Origin of the sequence: Cupriavidus sp. L7L, assembly GCF_004353535.1 — a bacterium.
In the GTDB taxonomy this organism is placed as follows: domain Bacteria; phylum Pseudomonadota; class Gammaproteobacteria; order Burkholderiales; family Burkholderiaceae; genus Cupriavidus; species Cupriavidus oxalaticus_A.
The window spans coordinates 324,322-340,305 of record NZ_SMNY01000024.1; the positions used below are offsets into that span (position 1 = coordinate 324,322).

The window sequence follows — 15,984 nt, forward strand, 5'->3', positions numbered from 1 at the left end:
CACGTTGAGGATGACCGATGTTTGCCCGATCTTTGCCGTGCACCTGCGCCAGCCCCGACGACCTGTGGTCTGCCATCGCCGGCCTCTCCGCCGAGCAGCTGCATACGATCATCGATACCGCCAGTGCATCGCCTGAACCGACGATGGACCTCAATGCCTTCAGGCGCCGCCTTCTTGGCATGTTCGGCAATGTCGCGGGCTTCGCACCGGCGCCGCCGCCGGAATCGGTTCTGCGCGAACTGTGGGAGAAATACCGGGCCTGAAAGAAGACCGCGCGCCACTCGGTGCCCGACCGCTTATCGCACACTGACTTCACGGAAGCGCCCTACCGCAGCCTCTTGGCACGTACCCGCTTCGACCGCTCCGGCATAATCACCCGGCGGAATCACCGCTGGAACCCGCCGCAAAGGCGGGAGGAAAATTTGCCAAAGCAGGAGACGTAGTTGAGCATTTCGAATCGCGCGGCGCGCAGCGCACGACTGGTGACGCTCGCCATCACGAGTGTCGTTTTCGGCCATGCAGCATTGGCGGCCGATGCCTGGCCGACCAGGCCGATCAAGGTCATCGTTCCCTATACCCCCGGCGGGTCCACCGACACGGTATCCCGGGTCGTGTTCGAAAAGGTCTCGCAAAGCCTCGGGCAGCCCATCATCATCGAGAACAAGCCGGGCGCGAACAGCACGCTTGGCGTTGGCGTGGCCGCGCGCTCGGCGGCGGACGGCTATACCTTTGTCTCGGTTCTCGCGGCCTACAGCGCCAACATGTCGCTGTATTCCAAGCTGAGCTACAAGCCTTCGGACCTCGTACCGGTGGCGGAGATGGCGGAGCTGCCGCTGTTCCTGTTCGCGAGCAAGAAGGTGCCCGCGAAGACCGTTGCCGAACTGGTCGACTATGGCAAGAAGCATCCCAACACGCTGACATTCGGCTCGAGCGGCGTGGGTAGCTCGGCGCACCTGACGGGCGAGCGGCTGGCGATGGAGTCCAAGGTCAAGATGACCCACGTGCCGTACAACGGCAGCGCACCGATCCTGCCTGCGCTCGTTTCCGGCGAGGTGTCGGTCGCATTCGATCCGCTGCTGGTGCCGATGCCGCACGTGAAGTCGGGCAAGATCAATGTGCTGGCCGTCGCCTCGGCCAAGCGCTGGCCGGGCGAGCCGAATATCCCGACCATGGAAGAGTCGGGCTTCCCGGGCTTCGTGATGAGTTCCTGGACCGGCCTGCTGGCGCCTGCCGGCACGCCCGCGCCTGTGGTTGACCGCATGGCAAAGGAAATCGCCGCGGCAACGCGCAGCCCCGAAGTGGCCAAGAGGCTGACCGACCTGGGCTTCGTGCCGGTAGGCGGTTCCTCCGAGGAATTCCGCAAGGTGATCGAGCGCGACATCGCTCGCTATGGCCAGATCGTCAAGGCGGGAAAGATTACCCTCGACTGAGGCCGGCGCTGCGGCCGCGACCGGCGGGCACGCCCCGCCGCCGCAGCCGCGCCTGAAACTGCAGGTACCGTTGAAAAAGCTTGCAGGGTTCGCCTGTAGCGGCTCGGTCACCCTCCAGCCGCAACCTGGTTCGACGTTGCCGCCAACACCGCACACCGCGCGCGGGCACGAAAAAAACGAGGGCCGGGCGGATGATTTCTGGTCAGGCGTGGATATTGCTGGCCTATATTTCATCCAGAGATTCTCCTGCTGGTCCGCTTCGTTGCAGCACGACGAATGTGCGTGGCGGCGGGGAATCCGTCTGCGCTGGAGAGTCAGATGAGCGTCGTGCCCGAGCCAAGGATTGCCGGCACCACTTCGGCCCGCAAGAAACGTCCGGGCGTCCCCACGCGCCACGTGTGGACCCGTTACTGGGCCATTGCCCGCCCCTACTGGTTTTCGCGTGAGCGATGGAAGGCGTCCGGCCTGCTGCTCCTGCTGATCCTGCTGCTGCTCGGCCAGACGCAGGCCGAAGTCTGGATCAACGAACAGACCGGCGAATTCACTTCGGCCCTGGCGGCGCAAGATGCCGACCGCTTCTGGGGCTCGATCCAGAAGTGCCTCTATATCCTGCTCGGCGCCGTTCCCATCTATTCCTCCTACTACTTCCTGCGCAACAAGCTGGGCCTGCTGTGGCGACGATGGCTCACCCGTCACTACCTCGACGGGTACTTCAGGGACCGGACCTATTACAAGCTCAACGCCAACGCGGCGATCGACAATCCGGACCAGCGCATCACCGAAGACATCAACACCTTTACCAAGCAATCGCTGTATTTCCTGTCGATCGGCATCGGCGCGCTGCTGCAGCTGATCGCCTTCAGCGCCGTGCTGTGGTCGATTTCCCAGATGCTGGTCTACTTCCTGGTGGTCTACGCCATCGCCGGGAGTTTCGTCTCGATGTACTTCTTCGGGCGCGTGCTGATCGGGTTGAATTTCTTCCAGCTCAAGCGCGAGGCGGATTTCCGCTTCAGCCTGATCCGTGTGCGCGAGAACGCCGAATCGATCGCCTTCTACCGCGGCGAGGCGCTGGAATCGTCGCATGTCAGCGGCCGCTTCGAGCAGGCCTTCCGCAACTTCGACAAGCTCATCAAGTGGCAGCTCAGCCTGAACACGTTCCAGTACGGCTACGGCTTCCTGACCATCCTGCTGCCCAGCGCCATCGTCGCCTCGCATGTGCTGTCCGGTGAAATGGAGGTCGGGCGCGCGATCCAGGCTGCGGGGGCGTTCGCCGCAGTGTTGAATGCGCTGACGGTAATTGTCGACAACTTCGAAGAGCTGGCCCGCTTTGTCGCCGGGCTGGACCGGCTGGATACCTTCGCCAGCACGCTGGCCGACACGCCGGCCAAACCGGACAAACTCGCCGAGCCGGCGCACAAGATCGAGTCCGTGCAGGACTCGCGCCTGTCGCTGCTGCATGTGACGCTGCACACGCCGAACCTGGAACGCACGCTGGTGCGCGACCTGACGGTGTCGGCCGATCCCGGCGAAGGGCTGCTGATCGTCGGCGCCAGCGGCGGCGGCAAGAGCTCGCTGATGCGCGCCATCGCCGGTTTGTGGACCAGCGGCACCGGCTGCATCATGCGCCCCAGGCCGCAGGACATGCTGTTCCTGCCACAGCACCCGTACATGGTGGTCGGCAGCCTGCGCGGCCAGCTGCTCTACCCCAACCACATCGGGCAGCACATCGCCGACGACGAGCTGATCCGGCTGCTCGAGCTGGTGAATCTTGGCGGCATTGTCGACCGCTTCGGCGGCCTCGATACCGAAGTGGACTGGGGCAAGGTGCTGTCGCTGGGCGAGCAGCAGCGGCTGACGATCGGGCGCGTGCTGCTGTCGCGGCCCCGCTATGTGATGCTTGACGAGGCCACCAGCGCGCTCGATATCGCCAACGAGGAAGGCATGTACCGGTTGCTGGCCGGCATGGACGCGACGCTGGTCAGCGTCAGCCACCGCCCCTCGCTGCTCAAGTACCACCACCAGGTGCTGGAACTCGATGGCGCCGGCGGCTGGAAAGTGAATCCAAGCCGGGGCTACCGCTTCTGATCCGCTGGCGGATTGCGCAAGCTCAGCGATAGACCAGCACGGGGATCCTGCAGTGGGTCAGCACCTTCTGCGTTTCGCTCCCGACCAGCAGCCCCTCCAGCCCGCGCCGTCCGTGCGACGCCATGAAGATCACGTCGCAGCCGTGCTTGGCGGCGGCATCGATGATGCCCTTGTACGGCACCGACGTGCTCATGTCGGTCTGGCAGGTCACGCCCGCCTCGGTGGCCGCCGCGACAACCTCGGCCAGCACCGCGCTGGCCCGCTCGGCCTCATGTTCCTCATACGCCTTTCGCCGCGGATGGCCGGCATCCCCCGAGGACAGGTAGGGATATTCCTCCATGCACGTATACGCCGTCAGCTTCGCGCCGCCCGCCTTGACGAAATTGATCGCGGCCGCCATGGCGACCTTGGAAAGCTCCGAGCCATCGGTGGCCAGCAAGATGTGCTTGAACACGATTCCCTCCATAGGCTGCTGATTCTTGATTGCCGCGGCATGGCGCCGCAACAAGTCCAGTATGGACAAGAAATCGCCTGGCGGCAGATCCCGGCGTTCAGCTCCGGCAGCGTTGACCGTCTCCGGGACCGGCCTGGCAGGCTCAATTCTCGATCTTGAAGCCGATGTCCTTGATAAATTGGCCCCAGCGCGCATGATCGGTCCGGATCTGCGCGGCAAATGCTTCCGGCGTGACCGCCTGCGCCGGCAGCACGCCAACGCCGGCCAGCCGCTTCTGGTACGCGGGATCGGCCAGCACCTTGCGCACGGCCTCCGAGACGGCATCGACCGTTGCCTTGGGCATGGCCTTGGGCCCGAACAGCGCAAAATATCCGCTAAGTTGCTCCATTTCCTGGAAACCGAGCTCACGGAAGGTTGGAGCGCCGGGCGCCATGTCCGACCGCTCCGGCATGGTGGTCGCCAGCACCTTGGTCTTGCCGGCCTGGTACAGCGGCACGCCGGTGGTCAGGCCGTCGATCATCAGCGGCACCACGCCGCCCACCAGGTCCTGCGTGGCGGGCGCCGAGCCCTTGTACAGCACCGGCTCCAGGTTGGTGCCTGCCAGCCGGTTGAACAGCAGCGGGCCAAAGTGCGACGACGTGCCCGGGCCGTAAGAGGCGGAATGGATCGGCTTGCCCTGGTTGGCCTTGGAATAGGCGATCAGTTCCTTCAGCGTGGAATACGGGGCGTCCTTGTTGGCGGCAAGCAGCACCGGGGCGCGGCCGAGTTCGGCCAGCGCAGTCAGGTCGGTCAGCGGGTCGTAGGGCACGCGGTTGATATGCGCGCCCGAGGTGGCGGACGATCCCAGCGTCACCAGCAGTGTCTGGCCGTCGTTCCTGGCGCGGATCACGTCCTGCGTGGCGGGAACGGTGGCGCCGCCCGGCTTGTTCTCCACCACCACCGACTGGCCCGTCACGCGGCCAAGATAGTCGGCAAACAGCCGCGCCACCACGTCCGTACCGCCGCCGGGCGGATACGCCACCACCAGCCGGATCGGCCGCGCGGGCCACTGCTGCGCCATGGCGTACGGCGCCACGCCGGCGGTTGCGGCAACGGCTGCGGCAACGGCGGCGGTGCCCAGGAACTGTCGACGGTCCATATCTGAAGTCTCCGCTTTGATGTTGTGGTCCGCGCTGGCGGCGGGTACTTCATATTAGAGAGTGTTGCCGCGCGGGACATGCGGGGTTTTCCAGCATGACGCGGATCCGGATTGCGCCCGGCGGCTGGGCTGTCCTTGCGACTTCTTGCTACGCTGCTATGTAAGCCGCCGTCCCTGCATGCATGCGCTGGTATGAACATTGCGCGCTAACCAGCTCGGCACGGCCAAAGGAGTGATCATGCAAGAGCTGGCCTTCCGCACCCTGCTGTACCGCTACTTTTTCTTCAACTGGCTGTTCCGCGACGCCAGCCAGGGAAGCCGGGCCGAACGGGCCCACGCCTGGCATTTCAACAAGGCGCGTGCGCACTGGCTGCCGACGTATATGCGGCGCTGGCTGTGGTGCGGGGTCTTCTTCTATGCCGCGGGCAGCGTAGTGGAAGGCGTGCTGTGCGCGCCCGTGCTGTCGGCGCTGTTTTACGTGCCGGGCGCGCTCAGCGTGCCGGTCAATGTGGTCATCATGGTGGTCTGGATCGGGCTGAAGAGGCTGCCCGGGCCGCTGTAAAACGAAGACAAAAAAACCGCAGCCATCAGGCTGCGGTTCCTGGTCATGCCGGAGCAGTGCGCCCCGCTCAGACTTCTTCGTACAGCGGCAGCGTCAGGAACTCGGCGAAATCCTCCGATGTCGACATCTGCTCGAAGATCTCGGCAGCGCGGTCATAGGTCTTGGTGTCGCCACCGACCAGTTCCTTCACCTTGGCCAGTTCTTCCGGGATCAGCTTGCGCACCAGCTCGGCCGTGACCTTGGTGCCGTCTTCCAGCTTGCCCTTCGGCGAGCGGATCCACTGCCACACCTGCGAGCGCGAGATCTCGGCGGTGGCGGCGTCTTCCATCAGGTTGTGGATCGGCACGCAGCCGTTGCCGGCCAGCCAGGCGCCCAGGTAGTGGATGCCGACGTTGATGTTCATGCGCAGGCCGTGCTCGGTGATCGGCGTTTCCGGCTTGAAGTCGAGCAGGTCGGCGCCCTTCACCTGCACGTCCGGACGCTGCTTCTCGAACTGGTTCGGCTTGTCGCCCAGCACTGCCACGAATTCCTTCATGGCCGGCTCGACCAGGCCCGGGTGTGCCACCCAGCCGCCGTCGTAGCCGTCGGTGGCATCGCGGCGCTTGTCGCTGATGATGCCTTCCATGGCGATGGCGTTCTTCTCCGGATCGTTCTTGATCGGGATCAGCGCGCTCATGCCGCCGATGGCGGGGGCGCCGCGCGAGTGGCAGGTCTTCAGCAGCAGCAGCGCGTAGGCACGCATGAACGGAGCGGTCATGGTGACCTTGGCGCGGTCGGCCAGGCAGAAGTCCTTGTCGTTCTTGAACTTCTTGATGCACGAGAAGATGTAGTCCCAGCGGCCGGCGTTCAGGCCGGCGCTGTGCTCGCGCAGCTCATACAGGATCTCTTCCATCTCGAACGCGGCGAGGATGGTCTCGATCAGCACGGTCGCCTTGATGGTGCCTTGCGGCAGGCCGATTTCGTTCTGCGCCATCACGAAGATGTCGTTCCACAGGCGCGCTTCCAGATGGCTTTCCATCTTCGGCAGGTAGAAGAACGGGCCGGCGCCGCGGGCAATCTGTTCCTTGGCGTTGTGGAACAGGAACAGCGCGAAGTCGAAGATGCCGCCCGAGACGCGCTTGCCGTCGATGGTGACGTGCTTTTCGTCCAGGTGCCAGCCGCGCGGACGCACCTGCAGCGTGGCGATCTTGTCGTTCAGCTTGTACTGCTTGCCCTTCGATTCCAGGGTCAGCGTGCGGCGCACGGCGGCCTTCAGGTTGACCTGGCCCTGCAGCTGGTTGTGCCAGTTGGGGGTGTTGGAATCCTCGAAGTCGGTCATGTAGCTGTCAGCGCCCGAGTTGAAGGCGTTGATCACCATCTTGGCTTCGACCGGGCCGGTGATTTCCACGCGGCGGCATTCCAGCGCCTTGGGCACCGGCGCAACCTTCCAGTCGCCTTCGCGGATGCTCTTGGTTTCCGGCAGGAAATCGGGGACTTCGCCGGCGTCCAGGCGCTTGGCGCGCTCCACGCGCGCGGCCAGCAGTTCCTGACGGCGCGGCTCGAAGGCGCGGTGCAGCTTGTCTACCAGGGCCAGGGCTTCCGGCGTGAGGATATCTTCGTAGGCCGGCAGGATTTCGCCGGTAATCTTCATGCCCGCGGGCAGCGTGATAGCCATCAGTGTTCTCCTGTTAAACGATAGCGATAGCTTTGGTTGTTGGGCGCCCTGCTATGCCGCCACGCCATGGGCGCGGACGAATTCGAGCAGGTCGTTCATGTCGTGCCCGGTGCCGGAGGGGGCTACGTCGAGCCGCTCTGCCGGGTGGCCGGCACGGTTGATCCAGAAGGTGGTGTAGCCAAACCAGGTGGCGCCGCAGGCGTCCCAGCCGTTGGACGAGACGAACAGCATCTCCTGCGCGTCCAGCCCGAAGGCCAGCGGCCCCAGTGCATAGGCGGCGGGCGCGGTCTTGTACTGGCGCACCGCATCGACCGACAGCACGTGGTCGAACAGGCCATGCATGCCGGCGCTCTTGACCGAGATGTCGAGCATCTCGGCATTGCCGTTGGACAGGATGCCCAGCGGCAGCCCCGCCTTGCGCAGCCGCTTGAGCGCGCCCAGGTTTTCCGGGAAGGCCGACAGGCAGGCGTATTCCTTGAGCAGCTGGGCTTCCGTCGCTTCATCCAGCGCCAGACCCAGGCGCTCGGCGGCATAGCGCAGCGCGTCCACGGTGATGGCCCAGAACGGCTTGTAGTGCGCGCCGTCGTGCCCGGCCATGGTGCGGATGCGGGTGTAGTCGATCTGGCGGTCGCGCCACAGCAGCGCCAGCGCCTCGCCGCGGCCCGGGAACAGCTGTTCCGCGCGCGCGGTGACGGAATACACGTCGAACAGCGTGCCGTAGGCATCGAAGACGACTGCGCGGATCTTGTTCATGTGGGCGCTGGCAACCTGACTCTGCAAAGTGTGTCGGTGCCGGACCACAACTGCGTGGCCCTGTACACCGATGAATGCATCGCATTGTAGGGAGACGCTGCACTGCGGCAAAGGTGCCCCGGGTCACTTGATCTTTTACTTTTCGGCCACTAATCTTGGCTGACTAAAACGATACTCCGCACTAAATCCTTGCGCATTGGCCGCCGGCAGCACCCTGCAACGCATTGGGCGTGACCGGGCCGGCACAAAGCGCGCGAGTGCGTATTACTCGGGCACTACTCGGCGAACATTTGTGGACCATTTCAAACAGCTGGAGACTTTTGTATCCGTCGCCTCGCGCGGCAGCCTGTCGGCGGCAGCAGCGGCGGAAGGCGTAGCGCCGGCCATCATCGGGCGCCGCATCGATGCGCTGGAAGAGCGGCTGGGCGTCAAGTTGCTGGTACGTACCACGCGCAAGATCAGCCTGACCTTCGAAGGCTCGGCCTTCCTGGAGGACTGCCAGCGCATCCTGAACGACCTGCACAACGCCGAGGCCAGCGTTTCGGCCGGCGGCGTCAAGGCCAGCGGCCACCTGCGCGTGACAGCGCCGGCCGGCTATGGCCGCAAGCACGTGGCGCCGCTGGTGCCGCTGTTCATTGAATCGCACCCTGACGTATCGATCACGCTGGACCTGTCCGACCGCGTGGTCGACCTGGTCAATGAAGGCTTCGACTGCGCGATCCGGCTGGGCGACCTGCCCGACTCCAGCCTCGTTTCAATCCGGCTGGCCGAGACCCGGCGCGTGGTGGTGGCCTCGCCCGACTACCTGGCCCGCGCCGGCCGGCCCGGCACGCCGGACGAACTGCAGCGGCACAACTGCCTGGCCTTCGGCGCCAGCGCCAACGTGCAGCGCGGCTGGGTCTTCACCGAAGACGGGCGCTCGGTGACAGTCAAGGTGGGCGGCACCATGGAATGCACCGACGGCGCGGTGCTGCACGAGTGGTGCCTGCAGGGCAACGGCCTGGCGTGGCGGTCGTGGTGGGAAGTCGGCAACGAGATCGCCAGCGGCCGGCTGGTCACGGTGCTGGACGAGTTCCAGGCGCCGCCGATCGGCATCCATGCGGTGTTCCCGCAGCGCAAGCACCTGCCGCTGCGGGTGCGGCTGTTTATCGATCACCTGAAGAACACCTACGGCAACCCGGCTTACTGGCGACGGGCGGAGCAGGCGGCATCCATGCCGGCGGCAGCGGCGCTGGCAGGCTGACCGGCAGCGCAAGGCTCAGGCTGAGGCGCTTTTGTTGCAATTGATTTTGCACAATGCCGTACTCGGCACCCTGACTACAATGGATTCAGACAGGCGCTTTCACTGCCCCGGCATCGCCCCCCGGCGCCGGGCGGCCGCCCTGCCCCCTTCCCTATCCCTAGTCAGAAAAGGAGCCCCGCATGTTCCAACACATCCTGCTACCCACCGACGGCTCGGAACTCTCCAAGAAAGCCATCAACGGCGGGCTGGAACTCGCCAAGGCCATCGGCGCGCGCGTCACGGCCTATGTCTGCCTGGAGGAGTATCCCTACACCCCGTTCAGCGAAATCGTGGTCGAGGCGCCGCAGGCCTTCAAGGACCGCATCGAGAACCAGGCCAAGCTCTACCTGAAGGAAGTCGAGAACCTGGCGAGCGCGGCCGGCGTCGTCTTCGACGCCGACATGTCGACTTTCGCGGTGCCCTACCTCGGCATCATTGACGCGGCCGAGCGCCATGGCTGCGACGTGATCTTCATGGCGTCGCATGGCCGGCGCGGGCTGTCCGGCCTGCTGCTCGGCAGCGAAACGCAGAAGGTGCTGACGCATACCGACATCCCGGTGATCGTGTATCGGTGACCCCCGGCCTGCTTCGGCAGAAGGCACAACGCCCGCACCGGGCTCCCCGGTGCGGGCGTTGTCATGGGTGCGGCCGGTAGCTTACGAAGCCTTGCGGATCCGCTCCTCCATATGCCTGGCGCGGTCATCCGAACCCGGGTGCGACGAGAACATGCTCGACTTGCCGCCATCGAGCCTGGCCAGCTTCTGGAACGCCGTCACCAGTCCGCGCGTGTTGGCCTTGTTTTTGGTCAGCAGGTCGAACGAGTAGTCATCCGCCGCGCTTTCCTGCGACTGCGAGAACTGCGCGTTGACCAGCTTCTCGCCCAGTTCGCCCAGTTGCGACGACGACAGCGCGGCCACCGCGCCGTTGCCGGCCGACGCGGCCGCGCCACGCGCGGCGGTTGCCGTGTAGGCGACCTGCATGGCCTTTTTGGTGTGGCCCAGCGCGACATGGCCCAGCTCGTGGCCCAGCACGCCCCGCACTTCATCGTCGGTCATCATGTCCATCAGGCCGCTGTAGACGCGCACGCAGCCGTTGGCCATGGCCCAGGCGTTGACGTCCTTGGTCATGTACACCTTGGCGTTGACGTTGGGCACGTTGCTGCCGTTCAGGCCGCTCATGATCTTGGCCAGGCGCTTGCCGTAGGTGGTATTGGCGCCGGCGATCCTGTTGGTCTTGTCCGATTCGGCGCAGGCCTGGTCGGACAGGCTCTTGACGTCCGCGTCGCTCAGCGTCGCGGCCTTGGCCAGCGAGGAGCCGGCGGACACCATGCCGTCGATGTTGGTGGGCATGCCGCCGGAACAGCCGGCCAGCAGTGCGGCCGCGACGGCGAAGGTAGCGAGAGAGAATGATGCTTTCATGATGTTGTTCTTGGTGGAGGCTCAGAATGTGCCGACAAAGGCCCGGGCACTTTATGGCATCCACTTGCTGACGGCATCACCCAAATGCAATAAATCGTCAGATATAACAATTTATTGCATTTGGCACTGATTGCCGCCCCGGCACTCCGCGGCGCATCGACCGACCTCGGATGGAATCTTCGCCAATGTCACCTAAGCTTGTGGGAGGGCGATCAGCGAGTGGAAATTCGCACCAAGTCGCAACGCGTACATTTTCGGTCGGGGGGCAGACGGAAGGTGTGATCATGCGACTTTCACTCATAGCCTGCGTCGGCATCCTGGCGCTTTCGGCATGTGCCTCGACCTCCGATGACAGAGGCTCTTTTACGGTGATGACGCCGGCCAGCTTCGATCGCACCTTCACCGCGGCAGCGGGGGCAATGCATGACCAGGGGCTGGCGATCAGTCTCGCGGATCCGGTCAGGGGCGTGGTGGTCGGCAGCCTGGAAAGCCGAACGGTGATGGCGGGTGTGGACCAGCTGCCAGACGGCCACGTGCGGGTGACATTCGACAGCATGGGCGAAAACGATCCAGCGCTGATGGCGCGCATTTCTAGCAGCTACGATCACCGCATGGGGCGTTAAAAAAAAGCGCGCCGTCCCTGAGAGAGAACGGCGCGTCGCCTAAAAAGGAGGACGTGATGATCGCACGCCCCCCCGATCCGCCGGACCCACTAGCCGGCGGAGTGACCAGGAGAGTCAGGCCACTTTCTTGTCTTCGAAGAACTGCTCGTCTTCGGTCGAACCCTTCAGCGCGGTAGTCGACGACTGGCCGCCTTCGATGGTCTGGGTCACGGCATCGAAGTAGCCGGTGCCGACTTCGCGCTGGTGCTTGACCGCGGTGAAGCCCTTCTCGGCCGCCTTGAACTCGGCTTCCTGCAGTTCCACGAATGCGCTCATCTGGTTGCGGGCGTAGCCGTAGGCCAGGTTGAACATCGAGTAGTTCAGCGAGTGGAAGCCGGCCAGCGTGATGAACTGGAACTTGTAGCCCATCGCACCCAGTTCCTTCTGGAACTTGGCGATGGTGGCGTCGTCCAGGTTCTTCTTCCAGTTGAACGACGGCGAGCAGTTGTACGCCAGCATCTTGCCCGGGAACCTGGCGTGCACGGCTTCGGCAAACTTCTTGGCGAACTCGAGGTCCGGCTTGCCGGTTTCGCACCACACCAGGTCGGCCACTTCAGCGTACGCCAGCGCGCGCGAGATCGACTGCTCCAGGCCGTTGCGGACGCGGTAGAAGCCTTCCACGGTGCGCTCGCCGGTGCAGAACGGCTTGTCGTTGTCGTCGACGTCGGAGGTCAGCAGGTCGGCGGCTTCTGCGTCGGTACGAGCGATCACCAGGGTCGGCACGCCCGAGACGTCGGCAGCCAGGCGCGCGGCGGTCAGCTTGGCGACGGCTTCGCGGGTCGGCACCAGCACCTTGCCACCCATGTGGCCGCACTTCTTGACCGAAGCCAGCTGGTCTTCGAAGTGAACGCCGGCGGCGCCCGCTTCGATCATGGCCTTCATCAGTTCGAACGCGTTAAGCACGCCGCCAAAGCCGGCTTCGGCGTCAGCCACGATCGGGGCGAAGAAGTCGGTGTCGCCCTTGCCTTCGCTCCACTGGATCTGGTCGGCGCGCTGGAAGGTGTTGTTGATGCGCTTGACCACCTGCGGCACCGAGTTGGCCGGGTACAGCGACTGGTCGGGGTACATTTCGCCGGCCAGGTTGGCGTCGCCGGCAACCTGCCAGCCCGACAGGTAGATGGCCTTCAGGCCGGCCTTCACTTGCTGCATGGCCTGGTTGCCGGTCAGCGCGCCCAGCGAGTTGACGAAAGGCTCGGTGTGCAGCAGGTTCCACAGCTTCTCGGAACCACGGCGGGCCAGGGTATGCTCGATCTGGACCGAACCACGCAGGCGCACAACGTCTTCAGCGGTGAAGTTGCGCTTGATACCTTTCCAGCGGGGATTGGTATCCCAGTCTTTTTGCAGTGCCTGGATCTGTTCTTGGCGGTTCATGGTCACTCTCCTGAAGATGCCTGGATGGCTGAGAATCTCTTGATCACCTGCCTTGGGGCGCCGCCTGTGGGGGCGTTTTTTGCGTCTCAGGTCATGTGTCTTATATAAGAGTGTAGGGAATGCTCCCGCGTTGCAACAACCCTGAACTGAAGTTGCCGCTTAGTTTTTTTCTTCAATAAATTCATATGCTTATGAAATTTATTTCACGATGCGGGACATAATCTTCCATCATGAGAAATGGAGTTGTGCTCCGCAAACCATGTATTTTTGCGGACCGCAACAGCTTTCCACATCGTGAAAAATCGCAGGAATGGCATGCATGCGCGTGATTGGTCGCAAGCGAGCCAAAAGGAAACGGCGCCACAAGGGCGCCGTTGACCGGATGACTTTGCCTGACCGCTTTCAGGGGCTGGCAGGATCGCGCGCGCGGCGGTAGGCCACCCAGTCGCCGCTGCCAATATGCGGCAACGCGGCCACGGCGGCTTCCGCCACCGGATACAGCAGGCAGGCAACGGGCTTGCCATCCTGCTGCACCGCGCATTCCTCGCGCACGAACAGCGTAGCCTGACCCGGGTACACCTCTTCGATCTCGTCCAGGACCGGCAGCAGTGCATCGGCAATGTCGTAGATATCCCCGACAACCGGCCCGGCCGCCGCATCCAGCACCAGCCCGGGATAGGTGCCGAAGTCATAGAGCCGGCCTGACACCGTCGCCGTGCCCAGCAGCGTGGGCGCGGCAATGCCGTGCCGCCGCGCGGCCGCATTCAGGTCGTTGACCTCGCCGGCGCGCAGCGTGCCGTAGACGAAGACGCGCGGCATGCTCAGCTCTCCAGCTTGTCGTCCGAGACCAGCACGCCGTCGGCGTCGACATAGATCCAGTTGCCCGGACGCACGACCGCGCCGGGCATCTGCACCGTGACTTCGCTTTCGCCGGCGTTGCGCTTCTGGCTCTTCTGCGGATGCGCCGCGAGCGCGCGGATGCCGATGTCGCACACATCCAGCTCGGCGCTGTCGCGCACGCAGCCATTGACGACGATGCCGGCCCAGCCATTCTTCTCGGCCAGCAGGCCGAGATTGCCGCCGACCAGCGCGCAGCGCAGCGAGCCGCCGCCGTCGACCACCAGGACCCGGCCCTGGCCGGGCGCTTCCAGCACGGTGCGCACGAGTGCATTGTCTTCGAACACCTTCAGCGTCGCGGCCGGGCCGGCAAAGGCACCCTGCTTGCCCCAGGCGCGGAACACCGGCGCCATCACGCGCAGGGTGCCGGCCGCGAGGCGGTCTTCATGGGCGTCACACAGGTCGGTGGTGACAGGCTTCATCAATGGTCTCCTGATGGATGGTAAGGATCCGCTGCGGCCGCGCCGGGTTCAGTGCTGCCCGCCGGCCAGCGCCTGCGCGCGGATCGCGCTGAGCGTGGTGCGCGGCGTGATCACGTCCGGATCGACGCGGATCTCGATCAGCGTCGACACCGGCGCGTCCAGCGCGGCGCGCAGCGCCGGGGCGAAGGCCTCGGTGGAGGTCACGGTCTCGCCGCGCGCACCATAGGCGCGCGCCAGCGCGGCAAAGTCCGGGTTGTGCAATTCGGTGCCCGATACATGGGTCGGGTATTCGCGTTCCTGGTGCATCCGGATGGTGCCGTACATGCCGTTATTGACGACGATAAACACCACCGGCGCCTGGTACTGCATGGCGGTAGCAAGTTCCTGGCCATTCATCAGGAAGCAGCCGTCGCCGGCCAGCGCCACTACGGTGCGCCGCGGGAAGGCAATCTTGGCGCCGACCGCAGCGGGCACGCCATAGCCCATCGCGCCGCTGGTCGGCGCCAGCTGGCCGCGGCCGCCGTTACGGAACGGGCGATAACGGAAGTAGCGGTGCAGCCAGCCAGCGTAGTTGCCGGCTCCGTTGGTGACCACCGCATCGTCCGGCAGCATCTGGTCGAGCGTGCGGATGACCTCGGCCATGTCGACGCCCTGCCCCGCATACGCAGGCGGCTGCAGGTAGCGCTCGTAATCGGCATGGGCCGCTTCGGTCCAGGGCTGCCAGCGCGGCGCCGCGGCGGGCTCCAGCGCGGCCAGGCGCGCGGCGATGGCCGGCATCGAGGCGTGGATCATCAGGTCGGCCTGGTAGACGCTGCCCAGTTCCTCGGCACCGGCGTGCACGTGCACCAGCGTTTGCGCGGGCCGCGGCGCGGCGATCAGCGCGTAGCCGCCGGTGGTCATCTCGCCCAGGCGCTGGCCGATGGCCAGCACCAGGTCCGATTGCCGGATGCGCTCGGCCAGCGCCGGGTTGATGCCGATGCCGACATCGCCGGCATAGTTGGGATGGCGGTTGTCGAACAGGTCCTGCCCGCGGAAGGCGCAGCCAACCGGCAGCGCGAAGCGTTCGGCGAAGGCCTGCAGGTCGGCGCAGGCCTGCGGCGTCCAGCCGCTGCCGCCGGCCAGCACAAAGGGCCGCTCGGCGGCTTCAAGCATTTGCTGGAGGCGCGCCATCCCGGGATCGCCCGGCCAGCTCAGCACGCGCTCGTAGCCGCGCAGCTGCGGCACCACGGCCGTCTGCGCCAGCATGTCCTCCGGCAGCGCCAGCACCACCGGGCCGGGCCGGCCCGAGGTGGCGGTCTGGTAGGCGCGCGCGATGTATTCGGGGATGCGCTCGACCCGGTCGATCTGCGCCACCCACTTGGCCATCTCGCCGTACATGCGGCGGTAGTCGATTTCCTGGAAGGCTTCGCGATCCATGAAATCGGTACCGACCTGTCCGATGAACAGGATCATCGGCGTCGAATCCTGGAACGCGGTATGCACGCCGATGCTGGCATTGGTGGCGCCAGGACCGCGCGTGCAGAAAGCCAGCCCGGGACGGCCAGTCAGCTTGCCGTAGGCCTCGGCCATGACCGCGGCGCCGCCTTCCTGCCGGCAGACGATAAAGCGCAGCTGGTCGCGGCGGCGATGGAAGCCGTCGAGCACCGCCAGGTAGCTTTCACCCGGCACGCCGAAGGCCAGCTCGGCGCCATGCGCCAGCAGCGCGTCGACCAGGATATGGCCGCCCAGCATCGGCACCTCGCCGGCTTCGTGCGAATGGGGAGTGTCAGGGTTCGAATGGCCCGGCGTGAAAGTCATGGAAACATCCTCGAGGCAGGCTGGAACAAGGCGAGACGCGCAGAGGGCAGGCAATGGCG

Annotated in this window: 16 protein-coding genes; 7 read left to right on the forward strand and 9 right to left on the reverse strand. The window is 65.1% G+C overall.

Annotated features, from left to right (window positions below):
* Positions 1–17: 17 nt before the first annotated feature.
* From E1J61_RS23650 to E1J61_RS23660, 3 genes are all read left to right on the forward strand, one after another.
* On the forward strand, positions 18–263 hold the full coding sequence (locus E1J61_RS23650; protein WP_133096412.1) for a hypothetical protein: 246 nt from the start codon (positions 18–20) through the stop codon (positions 261–263).
* Positions 264–443: 180 nt separating this feature from the next.
* Positions 444–1,430 carry a tripartite tricarboxylate transporter substrate binding protein gene (locus E1J61_RS23655; protein WP_133096413.1) on the forward strand — a complete coding sequence of 329 codons (987 nt, stop codon included), beginning with the start codon at positions 444–446 and terminating at the stop codon, positions 1,428–1,430.
* A 318-nt stretch (positions 1,431–1,748) separates the two neighbouring features.
* The gene (locus E1J61_RS23660) at positions 1,749–3,515 is read left to right on the forward strand and encodes an ABC transporter ATP-binding protein/permease (RefSeq protein ID WP_133096414.1); all 1,767 of its coding nucleotides are present in this window, start codon (positions 1,749–1,751) and stop codon (positions 3,513–3,515) included.
* 22 nt (positions 3,516–3,537) lie between these two features.
* On the opposite strand, the gene E1J61_RS23665 is transcribed toward E1J61_RS23660, so the two are convergent.
* Both E1J61_RS23665 and E1J61_RS23670 read right to left on the reverse strand, forming a co-directional pair.
* Positions 3,538–3,969 (reverse strand): universal stress protein, encoded by a 432-nt coding sequence (locus E1J61_RS23665; RefSeq protein ID WP_133096415.1) that lies wholly within the window; start codon positions 3,967–3,969, stop codon positions 3,538–3,540.
* 142 nt (positions 3,970–4,111) lie between these two features.
* Positions 4,112–5,107: a tripartite tricarboxylate transporter substrate binding protein gene (locus tag E1J61_RS23670; protein ID WP_133096416.1), complete on the reverse strand. Its 996-nt coding sequence runs from the start codon at positions 5,105–5,107 to the stop codon at positions 4,112–4,114.
* Between the two features lie 238 nt (positions 5,108–5,345).
* Between E1J61_RS23670 and E1J61_RS23675 the strand changes: the two genes are divergently transcribed.
* Complete coding sequence (locus tag E1J61_RS23675) at positions 5,346–5,669, forward strand: hypothetical protein (RefSeq protein WP_133096417.1); 324 nt, start codon at positions 5,346–5,348, stop codon at positions 5,667–5,669.
* Between the two features lie 67 nt (positions 5,670–5,736).
* On the opposite strand, the gene aceB is transcribed toward E1J61_RS23675, so the two are convergent.
* Positions 5,737–7,323, reverse strand: coding sequence for a malate synthase A (aceB, locus tag E1J61_RS23680; RefSeq protein ID WP_029048444.1), 1,587 nt, complete (start codon positions 7,321–7,323; stop codon positions 5,737–5,739).
* 51 nt (positions 7,324–7,374) lie between these two features.
* Entirely contained in the window at positions 7,375–8,076 is a 702-nt protein-coding gene (locus tag E1J61_RS23685) for a haloacid dehalogenase type II (protein ID WP_133096418.1), read from the reverse strand.
* Between the two features lie 292 nt (positions 8,077–8,368).
* On the opposite strand from E1J61_RS23685, the gene E1J61_RS23690 reads away from it, so the two are divergent.
* The gene (locus E1J61_RS23690) at positions 8,369–9,319 is read left to right on the forward strand and encodes a LysR family transcriptional regulator (RefSeq protein ID WP_133096419.1); all 951 of its coding nucleotides are present in this window, start codon (positions 8,369–8,371) and stop codon (positions 9,317–9,319) included.
* A 179-nt stretch (positions 9,320–9,498) separates the two neighbouring features.
* Positions 9,499–9,933: a universal stress protein gene (locus tag E1J61_RS23695; RefSeq protein WP_133096420.1), complete on the forward strand. Its 435-nt coding sequence runs from the start codon at positions 9,499–9,501 to the stop codon at positions 9,931–9,933.
* 81 nt (positions 9,934–10,014) lie between these two features.
* Here the strand turns inward: E1J61_RS23695 and E1J61_RS23700 are convergent, their stop codons facing one another.
* Positions 10,015–10,776 (reverse strand): M48 family metalloprotease, encoded by a 762-nt coding sequence (locus tag E1J61_RS23700; RefSeq protein ID WP_133096421.1) that lies wholly within the window; start codon positions 10,774–10,776, stop codon positions 10,015–10,017.
* A gap of 284 nt (positions 10,777–11,060) precedes the next feature.
* On the opposite strand from E1J61_RS23700, the gene E1J61_RS23705 reads away from it, so the two are divergent.
* On the forward strand, positions 11,061–11,399 hold the full coding sequence (locus tag E1J61_RS23705; RefSeq protein WP_133096422.1) for a penicillin-binding protein: 339 nt from the start codon (positions 11,061–11,063) through the stop codon (positions 11,397–11,399).
* A gap of 114 nt (positions 11,400–11,513) precedes the next feature.
* On the opposite strand, the gene aceA is transcribed toward E1J61_RS23705, so the two are convergent.
* The 4 genes from aceA to E1J61_RS23725 all read right to left on the reverse strand — a co-directional run bounded on the left by aceA (position 11,514) and on the right by E1J61_RS23725 (position 15,925).
* Entirely contained in the window at positions 11,514–12,809 is a 1,296-nt protein-coding gene (aceA, locus tag E1J61_RS23710; RefSeq protein ID WP_133096423.1) for an isocitrate lyase, read from the reverse strand.
* Positions 12,810–13,211: 402 nt separating this feature from the next.
* Positions 13,212–13,628, reverse strand: a complete 417-nt coding sequence (locus E1J61_RS23715) for a gamma-glutamylcyclotransferase (protein WP_133096424.1) — start codon at positions 13,626–13,628, stop codon at positions 13,212–13,214.
* A 2-nt stretch (positions 13,629–13,630) separates the two neighbouring features.
* Entirely contained in the window at positions 13,631–14,128 is a 498-nt protein-coding gene (rraA, locus tag E1J61_RS23720; RefSeq protein WP_133096425.1) for a ribonuclease E activity regulator RraA, read from the reverse strand.
* 48 nt (positions 14,129–14,176) lie between these two features.
* Complete coding sequence (locus E1J61_RS23725) at positions 14,177–15,925, reverse strand: thiamine pyrophosphate-binding protein (protein ID WP_371704741.1); 1,749 nt, start codon at positions 15,923–15,925, stop codon at positions 14,177–14,179.
* Positions 15,926–15,984: the final 59 nt, after the last annotated feature.

Coding starts and splice junctions, on each gene's coding strand:
- E1J61_RS23700 (WP_133096421.1), bottom strand. CDS start 10,776: ATGAAAGCATCATTCTCTCTCGCTACCTTCGCCGTCGCGGCCGCACTG.
- E1J61_RS23685 (WP_133096418.1), bottom strand. CDS start 8,076: ATGAACAAGATCCGCGCAGTCGTCTTCGATGCCTACGGCACGCTGTTC.
- aceB (WP_029048444.1), bottom strand. CDS start 7,323: ATGGCTATCACGCTGCCCGCGGGCATGAAGATTACCGGCGAAATCCTG.
- aceA (WP_133096423.1), bottom strand. CDS start 12,809: ATGAACCGCCAAGAACAGATCCAGGCACTGCAAAAAGACTGGGATACC.
- E1J61_RS23705 (WP_133096422.1), top strand. CDS start 11,061: ATGCGACTTTCACTCATAGCCTGCGTCGGCATCCTGGCGCTTTCGGCA.
- E1J61_RS23670 (WP_133096416.1), bottom strand. CDS start 5,107: ATGGACCGTCGACAGTTCCTGGGCACCGCCGCCGTTGCCGCAGCCGTT.
- rraA (WP_133096425.1), bottom strand. CDS start 14,128: ATGAAGCCTGTCACCACCGACCTGTGTGACGCCCATGAAGACCGCCTC.
- E1J61_RS23725 (WP_371704741.1), bottom strand. CDS start 15,925: ATGACTTTCACGCCGGGCCATTCGAACCCTGACACTCCCCATTCGCAC.
- E1J61_RS23650 (WP_133096412.1), top strand. CDS start 18: ATGTTTGCCCGATCTTTGCCGTGCACCTGCGCCAGCCCCGACGACCTG.
- E1J61_RS23715 (WP_133096424.1), bottom strand. CDS start 13,628: ATGCCGCGCGTCTTCGTCTACGGCACGCTGCGCGCCGGCGAGGTCAAC.
- E1J61_RS23660 (WP_133096414.1), top strand. CDS start 1,749: ATGAGCGTCGTGCCCGAGCCAAGGATTGCCGGCACCACTTCGGCCCGC.
- E1J61_RS23695 (WP_133096420.1), top strand. CDS start 9,499: ATGTTCCAACACATCCTGCTACCCACCGACGGCTCGGAACTCTCCAAG.
- E1J61_RS23675 (WP_133096417.1), top strand. CDS start 5,346: ATGCAAGAGCTGGCCTTCCGCACCCTGCTGTACCGCTACTTTTTCTTC.